The organism is Candidatus Binataceae bacterium (assembly GCA_035650475.1).
Lineage (GTDB): Bacteria > Desulfobacterota > Binatia > Binatales > Binataceae > JAKAVN01.
Map to the genome: position 1 here is coordinate 500,333 of DASRHP010000012.1, position 15,594 is coordinate 515,926.

Here is a 15,594-nt window from a genome sequence, read left to right on the forward strand (position 1 = left end):
CGGGTTGGTTCCTTGAAGGCACGCGCGAGCCTGGCGATCGGTGCGTTCGCCCTGGCCCTGTTATTCGGCGGTGCCGCGGTGCCCTTCATGCCTGCGGCGCGCGCCGCCACTTCCACCGCCACCGGGCAGGAGGTCGCCGAGGCGCTGACCTGCCAGTGCGGATGCGGCTTGACAGTCGCCAACTGTAACCATCCCAATTGCGAGTTCTCGGTGCCGACCCGCCAGAAGATCGAAGAGATGCTCGGGCGCGGGATGGGCCGGGCCCAGATAATCGCCTACTTCCGCACCCGGTACGGCGAGAAGATTCTTTCCGCGCCGACCCTCCAGGGCTTCAACCTGCTGGCGTGGACGATGCCCTTCGTCGCGCTGCTTGTAGGCGGAGCGATCGTGGTGGTGGTGATGGGCCGCTGGCGCGGCGCGCCATCGCCGGCCTCGCCCGAACCGCCGGCCGGGGCGAATCCGGACCAGTCGCAATTCTCGCCCGCGCTGCGCGAGCGGCTTGAGCGCGAGCTTCGGGAGCGGATTTGACGTGATTTATCTCGCCGCGATGCTTATCGTCGCCGGCGTGGCGCTTTTCGTCGCTGCTCCTCTGGGCGACGGCGTGCTCGGGCGCAGACGCGCCGCCGGCGCGGCGACCGAGGTCGAGCGGCTTAAGCACGAGCGCGGGCTTGCGATGCAGGGGCTGCGCGAGCTCGAATTCGACCGCGAGATGGGCAAGTTGAGCGAGGCCGACTACGCCGCGCTGCATGAGAACCTGATGGCGCGCGCGCTTGAGGCGAGTGCCGCGCTCGCGCGTCTGCGCGCTGTTGCCCACGCGCCGTGCAACGGCAGCGACGCCGCGCTCGGGCGCCGCGCAGGCGCATCGCAGGCGGAGTCGGCGCGTCCGGCGCGGGTGCGCTTCTGCGCCCGGTGTGGCGCCGAGGCCGTGCCGGGAAATTTCTGCTGCGAATGCGGCGCGCCGCTCGCCAGCGCGCCGCAGGCCGCGGCGTGGGCGCAGCGATGAGCGCCGCGCTTATCGAGGCGCGCGCGCTGGCTAGGAGCTTCGGTCCCACTCCGGTCCTGCGCGGGATCAACCTTGCGATCGAAGCCGGGCGCGGCGTGGCGATCACGGGCGCTAACGGCGCGGGCAAATCCACTCTGATTCGCCTCCTCGCCGGCCTCGCGGCGCCGACCTCGGGCAGCGCGCTTCTTTTCGGCGAGCCTGCGTGCTCGCTTGCGCCAGCGTTGCGCCGGCGCATCGGCCTGCTGACGCATCAGAGCTTCCTCTATCCCAACCTCACCGCGCGCGAGAACCTCGATTTCTACGCCACCCTCTACGGCCTCGACGACCGGCGCGGCGCGGTCGACCGATGGCTGGAGCGGGTGGGGCTGGCCGGCGCGGGCGACGGGCGCGTGCGCGGCTTCTCGCGCGGGATGGAACAGCGGCTGGCGCTTGCGCGCACGATGCTCGCGGCACCCGATGTGCTGCTGCTCGACGAGCCGCTGAGCGCACTCGACGCCGACGGCGCGGCGTTGGCGCTTGCGTTCATGCGCGAGGCGATGGCGCGCGGTGCCGCGGTGCTGGTCAGCGCGCATCAGTCGCGCCCCCTGGAGGAACTGGGCTTCGAAAGCCTCGCGCTCGTGCGCGGGCGCCTGGTCCGCCCGCAGGCGCCGCGCGCGCCGACCCAGGCCGTGTCGCGGCCGGTGGCGATGGGTTGAGGAGCGCCACGATGGGCTCGTTCGCCGCCGTCCTGCGCAAGGATTTGCTGCTCGAAGTGCGCGGCGGCCAGAGCACGGTGGCCTTGGGCGCACTCTCGCTGCTGGTGCTGGTCGTGCTGGTGTTCGCCTTCGACCCCGGCGGCGGCGAGCAGGGGAGCGCAGCTGCGGCCGGTGCGCTGTGGGTGGCGCTGGTGTTTTCCGGAATGCTCGGCGCGACACGCGCGGTGGCCGCCGAGCACGAAAACGGATGTATGCGCGCGTTGCTGATAAGTCCGCTCGATCGCGCGGCGCTATACGCGGCCAAACTCGCCGCCGCCCTCATCTTCATGACGGCGGCCGAAGCCGCCTCGGTGATCCTGATGGTGCTGTTCTTTAATCTCGAATTTGACGCGCGGCTGGCGCGTCTGGTTCCGGCGGTCTTGCTCGGCGCGCTGGGCTTCGCCGCGCTGGCGACGCTGCTGGCCGCAATTTCCTCGCGCCTGCGCGCGGGCGACCTGGTCCTGCCGCTGCTCGCGGTGCCGATGTTCGTCCCGGCGCTGATCGCTGGCGTCAAGGCGAGCGCGCTCGTGCTCGGTGGCGCGCCGCTTGCCCAGGCCGCGATCTGGTTCAAGCTCCTTGGCGCGTTCGACGTCCTCTTCATCGCTGCCGGCTGCATGCTCTTCGAGTATGTTGCCGCGCAGGAGTGAGCTGCGATGACGGGGCGCGCGTTCAGGCTGTGGCCGGGGCTGACGGCGCTCGCGCTGATGCTCGCCGCGCTTTACATGGTCTTCGTCTATGTGCCGACCGAAGCCGAGCAGGGGATCGTCCAGCGAATTTTCTACTTCCACGTGCCGTGCGCGTGGGTCGCCTTCGTCTCCTTCGGCCTGGTTGCGATCGCCGGTGTGTTCTACCTCTGGCTGGGTCAGCAGATATGGGATGACCTCGGCTATGCGGCAGCCGAGATAGGGATGGTCTTCTGCACGCTGGTGCTGGTGACCGGCTCGATCTGGGCCAAGCCGATCTGGGGCGCGTGGTGGACGTGGGACTCGCGTCTGACCACGACGCTTATTCTGTGGCTGCTCTACGGCGGTTATCTGATGCTGCGCGCGATGGCAGGCGACGCGCCGGCCGGCGCGCGTTTCGGCGCGGTGGTCGGAATCGTCGCCGCGCTTGACGTGCCGATCGTGATCGTTTCGGTGCGTCTGTGGCGCACGATTCATCCCGCGGTGCTGGTCACGCGCCAGGGCGGGCACGGACTGGAGGACCCGCGGATGGTGATGACGCTACTGGTCTCACTCGCCGCCTTCACTGCGCTCTTTATATGGATTCTCTGCCTACGCTTCATGACGCTCAGGATGCGTACGCGGCTGAGCGAGCTGACCTATCGCGTGGCGCTGGCCGAAGCCGCCGCCCAGGATTAGCCTGAAGGCCCGATGGAAAACCTCGGATACCTCGCTGCCGCCTACGCGATCATCTTCGTGGTGATCTTTCTCTACGTCCTCTTCCTCTGGCGCCGCCAGGCCGCGCTCGAGGCTGAGTTGCGTGCGATGGAGGCGCGCCTGCGCGCGCTCGGCGAAACCGCTGAGCGCTGCGTCGATACTCAAACCGCTGTCCACTCCGGCGCGGTGCCGGCCTCCGGGCAGGCGCGCTCCGCCGGCTGACCGCGCGGCGGCGGCTTGCCGCCCCGCGCGATCGTGCGCATCTTGTTGACGTGCCGCTTGCGGCACCGAAGAAAGCGGCCTAGATGGAATTTCGCGACTACTACAAGACGCTGGGCGTCGAACGCAGCGCCTCTGACGCCGAAATCAAGTCCGCCTACCGCAAGCTCGCCCGCAAGTACCATCCCGACCTAAATCCCGGCAACAAGGAGGCCGAGCAGCGCTTCAAGGAGATCAACGAGGCCTACCAGGTGCTCGGTGATCCGGCCAAGCGCAAGAAGTACGACGAGCTAGGCGCTGACTGGGAGCGCGGGATCAGTGAAGAAGAGATGCGCCGGCAATACGGATGGGCGGGTGGCGTGGGGGCCGGGCGCGGTGCGGGGGCGCGTGGCGGCGGCTTCAGCGACTTCTTCGAGCAGTTTTTCGGCGGATTCGGCGCCGGTCGCGGCTTCGGCGGCGCGCGCGCTCGGCGCGGATTTGCAGGCTACGAGTTCACTGAGACCCCGCCGCGCGGCAACGACGCCGAGGCCGAGGTCGAGGTTACGCTGCGCGAGGCCGCGCACGGAACCAGGAGGCGGATCACGCTCGACACAGAGGACGGCTGTGCGCAATGCGGCGGCAGCGGGTTGGTCGCGCGTGAGGAGCGCAGCGGCAAGACCCGCATCATCCGCTCGGCCGAGCCGTGCCCGGCTTGCGACGGGCGCGGCACGATTCCGACGCGCCGCTCGCTCGAGGTGACGATTCCGCCTGGTGTCGTGGACGGCACCCGGATAAGGCTGCGGGGGCAGGGCGGCAGGGGGCCGCGTCCGGGCGACCTCTATCTGACCGTGCGGCTCAAGCCCGACCGCGTCTTCAGCGTCAGCGGCCGCGACGTCCGATGCGAGCTGCCAGTGTGGGACTACGAGGCGGCGCTGGGCGCCGAGGTCACCGTGCCGACGCTCGACGGGAGGATCTCGCTCAAGATTCCGCCCGAGAGCCAGAGCGGACGGGTGATGCGCCTGCGCGGGCGCGGGTTGCCCGGGCGCGGCGGCGAACCGGCCGGCGACCTGCTCTACGAGATTAAGGTGCTTGCACCGACCAACCTCACCGACGAGGAGCGCCGGCTGATGCGGGACTTCGCCGAGCGGCGCAGGGCGCGCGCCCTGCCCGATCCGCGGGCCGAACTGCTGCGCGAGTAGTGCAATGGTGCGACGAGCGAAGAGCAGTCGCAGCAGCAGCGTGCGCCGCGCATCCGCCGGCGCGACGCTGGTCAGCCGCGAGGCCTTCTGCGTGCTCACCGGGGTCAGCTCGCGCGAGCTGGCATTGTGGGAGCACGAAGACCTGATCGTTCCGGCCCGTGTCGTCGAGCGTGACGGGCGGCGCGAGTCACTCTATGGCCGCGAGGCGCTCCGCCGCGCGCGCCTCATCCGCACGCTCGCCGACGAACTCGAAGTTAACTTGCCGGGCATCGGGATCATCCTCAACCTGCTCGACCAGATGAGCGGCTGAGCGCGAAGCTGTGGTCTGGTGACGTGCGCGAGCGCCGGGGCCTCCGCGCAGGAGTGCCGGCCTTCTGCGATAATGGTTGGCGTCGGTATCCGGGGCGATCGGGCCGGCGTCGTCGAATGGACTCTGCGGCGAAATCGACTCTACTGCGCAAGATCGGGCAGGCATTGGAGCAGGCGGGGCTGCGCGCGGATGATCTGATCCTGCTCGCACTGTCGGGTGGGCCCGACTCCGTGGCGCTGCTGCACGCGCTGCGCGAGCTTCGGCCGCGGCTGGATTTCCGCCTCGCCGCCGCTCATCTTAACCATCGCCTGCGCGGCGCCGAATCCGATCGTGACGAGGCCTTTGTGCGCAAGTTGTGCGCGGAGATGGGCGTCGAGTTGGTGGTTGAGCGGGCGCGCGGCCTCGACCCGGCGGCCTCGAATCTCGAGGAGCGCGCGCGCCGGTTGCGCTACGAGTTTTTGGTGCGCGCCGCGCGCCGGCTCGGCGCCGGGCACGTTGCGACCGCGCATCATGCCGACGATCAGGCCGAAACCGTGATGCTGCGCCTGTTGCGCGGCGCAGGCGCGAGCGGATTGGGCGCGATGGCGCCGGTCGATTCGCTGCGGTTTATCGAAGATGGCGAGCCTCGCCCACTGACTCTCGTCCGGCCGATGCTGCGAATCCAGCGGCAGGAGATCGAGCATTACCTCGAATCCGTCGGCGCGCGCTTCGTCAGCGACAGTAGCAACCAGTATCCCGACTTCCTGCGCAATCGCGTGCGCGGCGAACTGCTGCCCGCTTTGGAGCGCGACTACGCGCCCAGCCTGCGCGGCAGGCTCGCCGCGCTCGCGGATGAGATGCGCGACCTCGACGACTTTGTGGCGCAAACGGCGGCGGCCGAACTTGAGCGCCGGATGCGCGCCGGAGTGCTGCTGCTGGACGGCTTCGCCGGACTCGCTCCGACGCTCGCCGCCGCGCTCTTGCGCGCATATCTTGCGATCCACATGGGAAACCTGCGGGGAATCTCGCGCCGCCACCTCGAGGCCTTGCGCCGGCTCTGCCTGGGCGAGTCGCCGAGCGCGGCGATCGATCTGCCCGGCCGATGGCGCGCCGGGCGGCGCTACCGAACGCTTGCGATTGAGCGTGCGTCGAACGGGGAGCGGCCAGGCCCGTCAAGCTTTTCGGTTCCGCTTGCGCGCGAAGGCATCACCGAGGTTGCGCCGGCGCGATTCACGTTCCATTCGACGGTAACACCAGCCGACGTCGCACCGTTGCCTACTGATCTGTTCGAGGCCTGTTTTGACGCCGACGCCGCGGAGGCTGGACTCGTCGCGCGGGCTTTCACCCCGGGCGACCGGATCGCGCCCTTGGGGATCGCGGGTACGCGCAAGCTCCAGGACGTCTTCGTTGACCGCAAGCTGGCACGCGCGCGCCGGCGCAATTACCCGGTCGTCACGCTCGCGGGCGAGGTGGCGTGGCTGCCGGGACTGGCGCGCGGACGCGTTGCGCTAATCGGCCCGTTAACGCGCCAGGTTTTGCGCGTGCGCGCGCGGAATATTGAAGCAGGCGCATAAGGACCGCTTCTGACCGCGGCCGAAGCTACGTTGCTTGTCTAGGAAGGCGCGTGGTACGCTTCACAGGGAGCGAATGAACCAGTTTTCCCGCAGTATCGCGCTCTGGCTCGCGCTGGGCCTGATGTTTCTCTTGCTGTTCAACATGTTCAGCAGGCAGCAGGTCAGGGAGCCCGAAGAGATCTTCTCTGACTTCCTCAACCAGGTCGAAAAGGGGCAGGTCTCCAAAGTCACGATCCAGGGCAACACCATCCACGTCATCGCCAACGGCGAGCATTACAAGACCTACGCGCCGCAGGATCCTGATCTGATCAAGATGCTGCGCGCCAAGGACGTCCGGATCGAGGCCAAGCCCTCGGAGGGCGATCCGTGGTGGATGGTGATGCTGGTGCAGTGGTTCCCGATGCTGCTGCTGGTGGCGGTGTGGATCTTTTTCATGCGCCAGATGCAGATTGGCGGCGGCAAGGCGATGTCGTTCGGCAAGAGCCGCGCCAAACTGCTCACTGAGAATACCCATAAGGTCACCTTTGCCGACGTCTCGGGAATCGACGAGGCCAAGGACGAGCTCGAAGAGATCATCCAGTTCCTCAAGGATCCCAAGCGCTTCACACGGCTGGGCGGACGCATCCCGAAGGGCGTGCTCCTAGTCGGGCCGCCAGGCACCGGCAAGACGCTGCTCGCGCGCGCGATCGCGGGCGAGGCCGGGGTGCCGTTCTTTTCGATCTCGGGCTCGGACTTCGTCGAGATGTTCGTCGGAGTGGGCGCCTCGCGCGTGCGCGACCTGTTCGTCCAGGGCAAGAAACATGCGCCCTGCATAATCTTCATCGACGAGATCGACGCCGTCGGACGCCATCGCGGTGCCGGATTGGGCGGCGGTCACGACGAGCGTGAGCAGACGCTCAACCAGTTGCTGGTCGAGATGGACGGCTTCGAGGCCAACGAGGGTGTCATCCTGGTGGCCGCGACCAACCGGCCCGACGTGCTCGATCCTGCCCTCCTGCGTCCGGGACGTTTCGATCGGCGCGTGGTGGTGCCGCGGCCCGACGTAAAGGGCCGTGAGGGAATCCTTAAGGTCCATACCCGCAGGGTGCCGCTCGCCGACGACGTCGATATCCAAAAAATTGCGCGCTCGACGCCCGGCTTCGCCGGCGCCGACCTCGAAAACCTTGTCAACGAGGCCGCTCTGCTCGCCGCCCGGCGTAGCAAGGAGCGTGTCGAGATGGTCGATTTCGAGCTCGCGAAGGACAAGGTTCTGATGGGCGCCGAACGGCGCTCGATGGTGATGTCGCTGGCCGAACGGCGCAACACGGCTTACCACGAGTCTGGACACGCACTGGTCGCGATGTTGCAGCCGGGCGCCGACCCCGTGCACAAGGTCACGATTATTCCGCGCGGGATGGCGCTGGGCGTCACCCAGCAGCTCCCGCTCGACGACCGCTATACCTACTCCCGCGACTACCTGATGACCCAACTCGCGACCATGTTCGGCGGCAGGGTCGCCGAGGAACTGATCTTCGGCCAGATGACCACCGGCGCCGGCGACGATATCGAAAAGGCGACTGAGCTGGCGCGCAAGATGGTTTGCCAGTGGGGGATGAGCCAGGAGCTGGGGCCGATGACGTTCGGTCGGCGCGAGGAGCAGGTCTTCCTCGGCCGCGACATCGCTCATCACAAGGACTACTCCGAGCACACCGCGATCGAAATTGACCGCGAGGTGCGGCGAATCGTGGACGACGCCTATCAGCGAGCGCGCAAGCTGCTGAGCGATAATCTCCCGCTGCTGCACGCCGTCTCCGAGCGGCTGCTCGAAAAGGAAGTGCTGGACGGCAGCGAGGTGGCCGAGATGGTCAAGGCCTATCGCGACGGCCGTCCGTTCCCGACCGAGGCGCCCGCCGCGTCCGGCGACGGACCCAAGCCAGGTGCCAGCACCGCCTCCGAGAAGCCCAAGCCGGCCGACGAAGGCGCCCCCGCGATTCCCGGAATCCCGCCCAAGCCAGTTCTGGCCTGACCCCGGCTCGGGCAACCGCTGACCGAAGGCCCGCGATCCGCTGATTCCGGCATCGGCGCGCCATTCTCGGGCCGCGGGCCGTCCCGTTGGCGCTTGCGCGCGTGTATCCTCATAGCGAGGGCACGGGCTTGGAGCTCAGCGCACAGCGCCGGCGCCGCTCGCTGCGGCTGCGCGACGGGAGGGTAATCCGCTTCCCCGCCGTGATGGGCGTGGTCAACGTCACCCCTGATTCATTCTCCGACGGCGGGCTCTATCTCGAGCCCCGGCGCGCGGCGGAGCATGCACTGGAGCTCCAGGCGCAGGGCGCCGACATCATCGACTTAGGCGGTGAATCGACCCGGCCGGTGGGCGCGCGTGAAGTTCCAGTCGACGAGGAACTGGCGCGAATCGTTCCGGTGCTCGAACGCCTGAAGGGGAAGCTTAAGGCGCCGCTGTCAATCGACACGCGCAAGGCCGCGGTGGCGCGCGCCGCGCTCGACGCGGGCGGTGCGATAATCAACGACGTGAGCGCGCTGACGGCCGACCCGGCGATGGCGCCGCTCGCCGCCGAGCGGGGATGCGCAGTGGTCCTGATGCATATGCGGGGCGGCCCTGCCAATCACATGCAGTTCGCCCGCTATCGCGATGTCGTGCACGAAGTGGCGGCCTATCTGGCGGCACGCGCTGCGGCCGCGCGCGCCGCCGGAGTTGCCCGCTCGCGTATCATCCTCGACCCCGGCCTCGGTTTTTCCAAGCAGCCGCGCCACAGCTTGCGCCTGATGGGTGCCTTGCCGCGGCTGTGCGCGCTCGGCTATCCCATACTGATAGGCGCCTCGCGCAAGGGTTTCGTGCGCTTGAGCGCGGGCGCCGAGCCGGCGGCGGTGGCATTCGCAAGCGCGGCGGCGAGCGCGATCGCGGTGCTCGGCGGCGCGGCGATCGTGCGCGTGCACGACGTGGCGGCGGCGAGCGCGGCGGTGCGGATGGCGGCGGCGATTAAGGCCGGTGGCGGTTAGTCAATCGCGATGGGGCACTACTTCGGGTTGATACCCAGGCTGCGCTGGCAGGATGTGCTCGACATCCTGATCGTCGCCTACGTCATCTACCGCATCGCGCAGCTCATCCGCGGCACGCGCACCGTACAGATGGTGGTCGGGCTGCTGGTGGTGGCGGGCGCCTTCGTCGCCTCGCAACTGCTCGGCCTGTTCACGCTCAACTGGCTGCTGAATAACTTCCTCGGCTCGCTGTTCGTCATCCTGGTGGTGATTTTCCAGTCCGACATCCGCCGCGCGCTTACCCGGGTCGGCACGCCGTCGTTCTTCGCCGCGCGTGGTTCGGTGGCGAGCGTCGCCCAGGAGTTGGCGACCGCGGCGGCCTGGCTCGCCGCGCGGCGCATCGGCGCGCTCATCGTGCTCGAGCGCGAGGTCGGACTCAACGACTACGTCGAAACCGGGCGGATCGTGGAGGCGCGGCTGTCGCCCGAACTGCTGGAGACCATCTTCATGCGCGGCTCTCCGCTGCATGACGGCGCGGCAGTCATCAAGGGCGACCAGGTCCTCGCCGCGGCCTGCCTGCTGCCGCTGTCAACCAACCCCAACGTCAGCCTCGCTCTCGGCACGCGCCATCGCGCGGCGATCGGGCTGACCGAGGAGAGCGACGCGGTGGTAATCGTCGTCTCTGAGGAGGACGGCACGATCTCGCTCGCCCGCAACGGCGAATTGCAGCGCGGGCTCAGCCCCGACGAGCTCCTGGGGATTCTTGGTACGATGGCGTAGGTGTGGCGATGGCGGAGAGCGCGGAACACGACGTGACAGCCGAAAGCCCGCAGCGCCCGCAGGACGGCCCCGACCATCCGCCGCACGGGGCGGCGGCTCAGGATGCGCCACGTCCGGAGCGAGCCGAAGCCGCCGCGCCCCGGTCGCTCGCAACGGACATGCGCGGCCTGTTCGTGCGCGAGCGGCAGGTCGTCAGCCGCTTGAGCGCTCTGCTGGTGCAGCGCGCGCGCCGCGATTTCGGCCTGCGCGTGATCGCCTTGCTCCTCGCGATCGGATTGTGGGCCTTCGTCAACGCCGGGCAGCGCGGGGCGTTGGTCACGCTGCGGGTCCCGGTCGGCTATCGTTTGCTGCCGGCGGGGATGGTAATCGTCAATCAACATCCCGACTTCGTCCAGATCGAAGTGCGCGGGCCGCGCACGCTGCTTTCGCTGCTCGATCCCGATCGCCTGATGCTGCGGCTCGATCTCGCCGGAGTCGGCGTCGGACAGGCGGTCTTCAAGATCGGCCCCGACATGTTCAACGTTCCGCGCCAGACCGACGTGACCCGCGTCTCGCCCAGCGAGATCGTGCTCGACATTGACCGCATCGCCGAGCGCCAGAGCCCGATCCATCTCAACCTGCGCGGCAAGCCCGCCGCCGGCTACCGCATCACTTCGGTCAAGGCGATTCCTTCCGAGGTCACCCTGCGCGGCCCCAGCCGCTATCTGGCGCAGATCGATCGCGTGCAAAGCGCGCCGGTGGACCTGACCGATGCGAAGAGCGACGTCATGCAGATGGTCGATCTGCGCGCGCCCCGTGAAGGGGTCAAAATCGAAGGGCCGACCACCATCGAAGCGCTGGTCGCGATCGGCGCCGTGATCGCCAACCGTGAATTCCACGGCCTTACGGTTGGCGTGCGCGACACTGACCACAAGGTGAAGGTCGATCCGCAGCGGGTGAGCGTGACTGTGCGCGGCCCGCTGAATCAGCTCTCGAAGCTCGATCTGCACGGCGCGGTGTACGTCTCCGCCGACGGTGCGCAGCCCGGAGCGCACCGGCTCGCGGTGCAGGTCGCGCTGCCCGACGGAATCGAACTGGTGCGCGCCAGCCCCGAGAACGTCAAGGTCCTGATCTATCGCGCCCGGCGCGCGACGAGCGGATGAAAATGGCAAACAGGCTCTTTGGCACTGACGGCGTGCGCGGCGTCGCCAACGCCGAACCGATAACCTCCGAAACCGCGCTCAAGCTGGGGCGCGCGCTTGCCCTGGTTCTGAGGGGCCAGCCCGGGCGTCACCGCCGCATCCTGATTGGCAAGGACACCCGGCTGTCCGGCTACATGCTGGAAACCGCGATGGCCTCGGGGATCTGCGCGATGGGCGCGGACGTCTGGCTGGTCGGGCCGCTGCCGACCCCCGGCATCGCCTTTCTCACCCGCAGCATGCGCGCCGACGCCGGCGTGGTGATTTCGGCCTCGCACAATCCCTACCAGGACAACGGGATCAAGTTCTTTTCGCGCGAGGGCTTCAAGCTCGACGACGAAACCGAGCGCTGGATCGAGGAGCTGGTGTGCAACGATGATGCGCTCGCCGCGATGAGCGCGCGGGCCGAGGATATCGGCAAGGCCGCCCGCATCGACGACGCGATCGGCCGCTACCTGGTCTTTCTCAAGGGCTGCGTGCCGCGTACGGTGGCCTTCGACGGGCTCAAGGTCGTGATCGACTGCGCCAACGGCGCCGCCTACAAAGTAGCGCCGGACGCGCTGGTCGAGCTGGGCGCCGAGGTCGTCGCGCTCGGCGTCGATCCCGACGGCAAGAACATCAATCTCGGCTGCGGCGCGCTCCATCCCGAACGCCTGCGCGAGGCGGTGCTGCGCGAGCGCGCACACGTGGGGATCGCGCTGGACGGCGACGGCGACCGCGCGATGTTTATCGACGAGACCGGCGCGCTGTTCGACGGCGACGACGTGATGGCCGCGATGGGGCGGCGAATGGCGTCGGAGGGGAGGCTTAAGGGCGGCGCGCTGGTGGCCACTGTGATGAGCAATCTCGGGCTCGAGCTGGCGCTGAGGGAAACAGGCGTGCGCCTTATCCGCACCGAGGTCGGCGACCCGGCGGTGGTGCGCGAGATGCGCGCGGGCGCCTACAACCTCGGCGGTGAGCAGTCCGGGCACGTGATTTTCATGGATCACTCGACCACCGGCGACGGCATCATTACCGCCCTGATGATCCTGACCCTGATGGTCGAAACGCAGAGGCCGCTCAGCGCCCTGCGCGCGATGCGCCGCGTGCCGCAGGTGATGGAGAACGTGCGGGTCGCGCGCCGCGTCCCGTTCGGCGAGATGCCCGACGTCCAGCGCCTGATCGCGGACGCCGAGCGCCGCCTGGGTCGCGCCGGCCGGCTGCTGGTGCGCTACTCGGGCACCGAGATGCTCGCGCGGGTGATGATCGAGGGCGAGGACCCGGCCGAGATAGGCGCGCTCGCGCGCGAAATCGGCGCCGCGATCGCACGCCATGCCAACACGGCAGAGGCATAGGCAATGCCCAGACTCGGAGTGAATATCGATCACGTGGCGACGCTGCGCGAGGCGCGCCGCGTTGACTATCCCGATCCGGTCGAGGCGGCGCTCGCCGCCGAGCGCGCCGGCGCCGACGCGATCACGTTCCATCTGCGCGAAGATCGCCGCCATATCCAGGATCACGACCTGTTCCGTCTACGCCAGGCGGTGCGCGCTCATCTGAACCAGGAACTCGCGCCGGTGGACGAGATGGTCGAGCTCGCGCTGCGGCTGCGCCCGCACGAGGTCTGCCTGGTGCCGGAGCGTCGGCTCGAAGTGACCACCGAGGGCGGCCTTGACGTCGTCGGGCTTGCAGAGCGGCTTAGGCCGATGATTCGCCGGCTCAAGGAGGCAGGGATCGCGGTGTCGCTGTTCATCGATCCGGTGCGCCGCCAGATCGAGGCTGCCGCTGAGCTGGGCGCGGAGTACGTCGAGATTCACACCGGCACTTACGCCAACCATGCCGATGCCGAACTCGCGCGCACACTGAGCGGCGGCCCACAACCCCAGCCGGACGAGGCGGCTGCGAGTGAGTTGCGGAAGATCCGCGAGGCGGTGAAGGCGGCGCGCGCCGCGGGCCTCAAACCGAATGCGGGCCATGGGCTCAACTATCGTAACGTCAGCCCGATCGCCGCGATTCCCGGAATTCAATGGCTCCATATCGGCCATGCGATCGTCGCGCGCGCGATCGCGGTCGGGATGGTCCGCGCGGTGCGCGAGATGCTCGTGCTGGTACAGCCGCGGCGCGTCGGGGCGCCCCGGGCCGCCGCGCGCGTGCGCGCCGCGGGGTCGGCGCGGCGCTGAAGGGATGCGCGCGTGAAGCTGCTCAGCGCCGCTCAGAGCCGCGAACTCGACCGGCTGAGCCAGGAAAAATACGGCGTTGCTTCGTACGCGCTGATGACGCGCGCGGGCGAGGCCGTTGCGGCGGCGGTGCTGCGGCGATGGCCGCAGGCGCGCCGCGACGGTGTGTTGATCGTCGCGGGCAAGGGGAACAACGGCGGCGACGGGATGGTCGCGGCGCGCGCCCTGGCCGCCGAGGGTGTGCCGGTGCGGGCCGTGTTGCTCGCGAGGGCCTCGGAACTCAAGGGCGACGCGGCGCGTGCGCACTCGGAGTTCGTAAAGGCCGGTGGCAGTGTGACCGAAGCCGCCGATGCGGCGGAACTCAGCGCAGCGACGGCCGCCGGCGTCATCGTCGACGCGATTTTCGGCACCGGGCTCAATGCCGAAGTGCGTGGTCTGCCGCGCCTTGCAATCGAAGCGATTAATCGCGCGGCGGACGGCGGTGCGCGCGTCGTCGCGGTCGATATCGCGTCGGGCATCAATTCGGATACAGGCGCGGTGATGGGCGCGGCGGTGCGAGCGGCGTTGACCGTGACCTTCGGGTTCGCCAAGTTTGGGCATGTCTCCTATCCGGGCGCCGGCTTCTGCGGCGAGCTCGAGATTGTGGAAATCGGCTTTGCGCCCGCCGCGATTGGCGAGATCGCGCCGCGCGGGATGCTGCTCGAAGCGGCCGAGATGCGGGTGTGGCTGGCGCCGCGGCGGCCCGACTCGCACAAGGGAAACTACGGCCACGTGATGGTGATCGCGGGCAGCCGCGGCAAGTCGGGCGCGGCGATTCTCGCCGCCCGCGGTGCACTCAGGATGGGCGCCGGGCTGGTCACCGCCGCGATCCCAGAATCGATCGCCGCGATCGTCGCTGGGGGGCAGGCCGAGATGATGACCGAGCCGATCGCCGAGCGCGACGGCCATTTCGACGGCGCGCACGCGCCGGGTGTCCTGGCCAATCTTATCGAGGGCAAGGACGCGCTGATCGTCGGCCCGGGAATCGGGCAGAGCGACGACACGCGCGCGCTGCTGGAATGGCTCGTTGCCGAGGGCGCCGCGCCGAACCGCCCGATCCTGATCGACGCCGACGGGCTGAACGTCGTGGCGCAGCGGGGCGCGGCGACGGTTAAGCGCGCGCGCGGCCCCGTCGTTATCACGCCGCATCCGGGGGAGGCCGCGCGCCTGCTCGGCACTTCCACCGCCGTGGTCAACGCCGACCGGATTAGCGCCGCACGCCGGCTCTCGGAGCTGACGGGCGCGGGCGTCCTGCTCAAGGGCGCGCGCACCGTTATCGCAGGGACGGACGGCGAGATTTACGTCAATGGAAGCGGGAACCCCGGGATGGCGACGCCGGGAATGGGTGACGTGCTATCGGGGATTGTCGGCGCGCTGCTGGGGCAGCGGATGACGCCGCTGGCCGCGCTCGCCCTTGGCGCGTTCGTCCACGGATGGGCCGCCGACCGGCTCGCGGCAAGCATCGGAGCGGTCGGCTATCTTGCCGGCGAGCTTGCCGACGAGCTGCCCGCGGCTGTGGCGGCGCTGGCCGCCGCTTGAACCGGCTCTCGTGCGGGCGCAGGCTGACTGTGGAGTCCGCGACTAATTTCACGGTCCGGTTTGGTTATGGAGCACGGAGTAACCCTTGTTATCGACAGCCGCTCGGCGCACGAGACCAAGCTATGGGGGCGGCGGCTCGGCGCGCTGCTCGAAGGCGGCGAGCTGCTCGCGCTTATCGGCGAACTGGGCGCGGGCAAGACCTGCTTTATCAAGGGGCTGGCGCGCGGACTCAACCTGCGCGAGGAAAATATCCTCAGCCCCACCTTCACGATGATCCAGGAGCATCGCGGACGCCTGCCGCTCTTCCATATCGACCTTTATCGGCTCGAGGAAGCCGGCCTCGACGACCTCGGCCTGCGCGAATATTTGTTTTCCAGCGGCGTGGCCGCGGTGGAATGGTTCGAGCGACTGCGCGAGGGCGACGAGCTCGAGGCCCTGTCCGTCCGTATGGCGTACTCCGGCGCCAACGAGCGGCGAATTCAGTTTGCCGGCTCAGGCCGCTACGCCCGATTGATCGACCAGCTCCGCCGGCGCTTCCTGTAGCCGGCCC

Annotated in this window: 17 protein-coding genes; all 17 read left to right on the forward strand. The window is 68.8% G+C overall.

Annotation, left to right across the window (positions count from 1 at the left end; translation table 11 throughout):
• Nucleotides 1-12: 12 nt before the first annotated feature.
• The 17 genes from VFB33_13845 to tsaE all read left to right on the forward strand — a co-directional run bounded on the left by VFB33_13845 (nt 13) and on the right by tsaE (nt 15,587).
• Nucleotides 13-528, forward strand: a complete 516-nt coding sequence (locus VFB33_13845; GenBank protein HZO82773.1) for a cytochrome c-type biogenesis protein CcmH — start codon at nt 13-15, stop codon at nt 526-528.
• A 1-nt stretch (nt 529) separates the two neighbouring features.
• Nucleotides 530-1,003, forward strand: coding sequence for a hypothetical protein (locus VFB33_13850; protein ID HZO82774.1), 474 nt, complete (start codon nt 530-532; stop codon nt 1,001-1,003).
• Nucleotides 1,000-1,698: a heme ABC exporter ATP-binding protein CcmA gene (ccmA, locus tag VFB33_13855; GenBank protein HZO82775.1), complete on the forward strand. Its 699-nt coding sequence runs from the start codon at nt 1,000-1,002 to the stop codon at nt 1,696-1,698. The genes VFB33_13850 and ccmA overlap by 4 nt, the downstream gene beginning before the upstream one ends.
• A gap of 11 nt (nt 1,699-1,709) precedes the next feature.
• On the forward strand, nt 1,710-2,384 hold the full coding sequence (locus VFB33_13860) for a heme exporter protein CcmB (GenBank protein ID HZO82776.1): 675 nt from the start codon (nt 1,710-1,712) through the stop codon (nt 2,382-2,384).
• A 6-nt stretch (nt 2,385-2,390) separates the two neighbouring features.
• Nucleotides 2,391-3,098, forward strand: coding sequence for a cytochrome c biogenesis protein CcsA (gene ccsA, locus VFB33_13865; GenBank protein ID HZO82777.1), 708 nt, complete (start codon nt 2,391-2,393; stop codon nt 3,096-3,098).
• 12 nt (nt 3,099-3,110) lie between these two features.
• Complete coding sequence (locus VFB33_13870; protein HZO82778.1) at nt 3,111-3,338, forward strand: CcmD family protein; 228 nt, start codon at nt 3,111-3,113, stop codon at nt 3,336-3,338.
• Between the two features lie 83 nt (nt 3,339-3,421).
• The gene (locus VFB33_13875) at nt 3,422-4,513 is read left to right on the forward strand and encodes a J domain-containing protein (GenBank protein ID HZO82779.1); all 1,092 of its coding nucleotides are present in this window, start codon (nt 3,422-3,424) and stop codon (nt 4,511-4,513) included.
• A gap of 40 nt (nt 4,514-4,553) precedes the next feature.
• Nucleotides 4,554-4,823, forward strand: coding sequence for a chaperone modulator CbpM (locus VFB33_13880; protein ID HZO82780.1), 270 nt, complete (start codon nt 4,554-4,556; stop codon nt 4,821-4,823).
• 116 nt (nt 4,824-4,939) lie between these two features.
• Nucleotides 4,940-6,376, forward strand: a complete 1,437-nt coding sequence (tilS, locus tag VFB33_13885) for a tRNA lysidine(34) synthetase TilS (GenBank protein HZO82781.1) — start codon at nt 4,940-4,942, stop codon at nt 6,374-6,376.
• A 73-nt stretch (nt 6,377-6,449) separates the two neighbouring features.
• A complete protein-coding gene (gene ftsH / locus VFB33_13890) occupies nt 6,450-8,381 on the forward strand; it encodes an ATP-dependent zinc metalloprotease FtsH (protein ID HZO82782.1) in 1,932 nt (643 codons plus the stop codon).
• 128 nt (nt 8,382-8,509) lie between these two features.
• A complete protein-coding gene (gene folP, locus VFB33_13895) occupies nt 8,510-9,373 on the forward strand; it encodes a dihydropteroate synthase (GenBank protein ID HZO82783.1) in 864 nt (287 codons plus the stop codon).
• A 9-nt stretch (nt 9,374-9,382) separates the two neighbouring features.
• Nucleotides 9,383-10,132, forward strand: a complete 750-nt coding sequence (cdaA, locus tag VFB33_13900) for a diadenylate cyclase CdaA (protein HZO82784.1) — start codon at nt 9,383-9,385, stop codon at nt 10,130-10,132.
• 8 nt (nt 10,133-10,140) lie between these two features.
• The gene (locus VFB33_13905; protein HZO82785.1) at nt 10,141-11,274 is read left to right on the forward strand and encodes a CdaR family protein; all 1,134 of its coding nucleotides are present in this window, start codon (nt 10,141-10,143) and stop codon (nt 11,272-11,274) included.
• Nucleotides 11,275-11,276: 2 nt separating this feature from the next.
• Nucleotides 11,277-12,644 (forward strand): phosphoglucosamine mutase, encoded by a 1,368-nt coding sequence (glmM, locus tag VFB33_13910; GenBank protein ID HZO82786.1) that lies wholly within the window; start codon nt 11,277-11,279, stop codon nt 12,642-12,644.
• Nucleotides 12,645-12,647: 3 nt separating this feature from the next.
• Nucleotides 12,648-13,469 carry a pyridoxine 5'-phosphate synthase gene (locus VFB33_13915; GenBank protein ID HZO82787.1) on the forward strand — a complete coding sequence of 274 codons (822 nt, stop codon included), beginning with the start codon at nt 12,648-12,650 and terminating at the stop codon, nt 13,467-13,469.
• Between the two features lie 12 nt (nt 13,470-13,481).
• On the forward strand, nt 13,482-15,044 hold the full coding sequence (locus VFB33_13920) for an NAD(P)H-hydrate dehydratase (GenBank protein ID HZO82788.1): 1,563 nt from the start codon (nt 13,482-13,484) through the stop codon (nt 15,042-15,044).
• Between the two features lie 66 nt (nt 15,045-15,110).
• Entirely contained in the window at nt 15,111-15,587 is a 477-nt protein-coding gene (gene tsaE / locus VFB33_13925; GenBank protein ID HZO82789.1) for a tRNA (adenosine(37)-N6)-threonylcarbamoyltransferase complex ATPase subunit type 1 TsaE, read from the forward strand.
• Nucleotides 15,588-15,594: the final 7 nt, after the last annotated feature.

Excerpts from the sequence above, each read along its gene's own strand:
- ccmA (HZO82775.1), top strand. The coding sequence starts at position 1,000 with ATGAGCGCCGCGCTTATCGAGGCGCGCGCGCTGGCTAGGAGCTTCGGT.
- VFB33_13860 (HZO82776.1), top strand. The coding sequence starts at position 1,710 with ATGGGCTCGTTCGCCGCCGTCCTGCGCAAGGATTTGCTGCTCGAAGTG.
- ccsA (HZO82777.1), top strand. The coding sequence starts at position 2,391 with ATGACGGGGCGCGCGTTCAGGCTGTGGCCGGGGCTGACGGCGCTCGCG.
- VFB33_13870 (HZO82778.1), top strand. The coding sequence starts at position 3,111 with ATGGAAAACCTCGGATACCTCGCTGCCGCCTACGCGATCATCTTCGTG.
- VFB33_13875 (HZO82779.1), top strand. The coding sequence starts at position 3,422 with ATGGAATTTCGCGACTACTACAAGACGCTGGGCGTCGAACGCAGCGCC.
- tilS (HZO82781.1), top strand. The coding sequence starts at position 4,940 with ATGGACTCTGCGGCGAAATCGACTCTACTGCGCAAGATCGGGCAGGCA.
- ftsH (HZO82782.1), top strand. The coding sequence starts at position 6,450 with ATGAACCAGTTTTCCCGCAGTATCGCGCTCTGGCTCGCGCTGGGCCTG.
- cdaA (HZO82784.1), top strand. The coding sequence starts at position 9,383 with ATGGGGCACTACTTCGGGTTGATACCCAGGCTGCGCTGGCAGGATGTG.
- VFB33_13905 (HZO82785.1), top strand. The coding sequence starts at position 10,141 with ATGGCGGAGAGCGCGGAACACGACGTGACAGCCGAAAGCCCGCAGCGC.
- glmM (HZO82786.1), top strand. The coding sequence starts at position 11,277 with ATGGCAAACAGGCTCTTTGGCACTGACGGCGTGCGCGGCGTCGCCAAC.
- VFB33_13915 (HZO82787.1), top strand. The coding sequence starts at position 12,648 with ATGCCCAGACTCGGAGTGAATATCGATCACGTGGCGACGCTGCGCGAG.
- tsaE (HZO82789.1), top strand. The coding sequence starts at position 15,111 with ATGGAGCACGGAGTAACCCTTGTTATCGACAGCCGCTCGGCGCACGAG.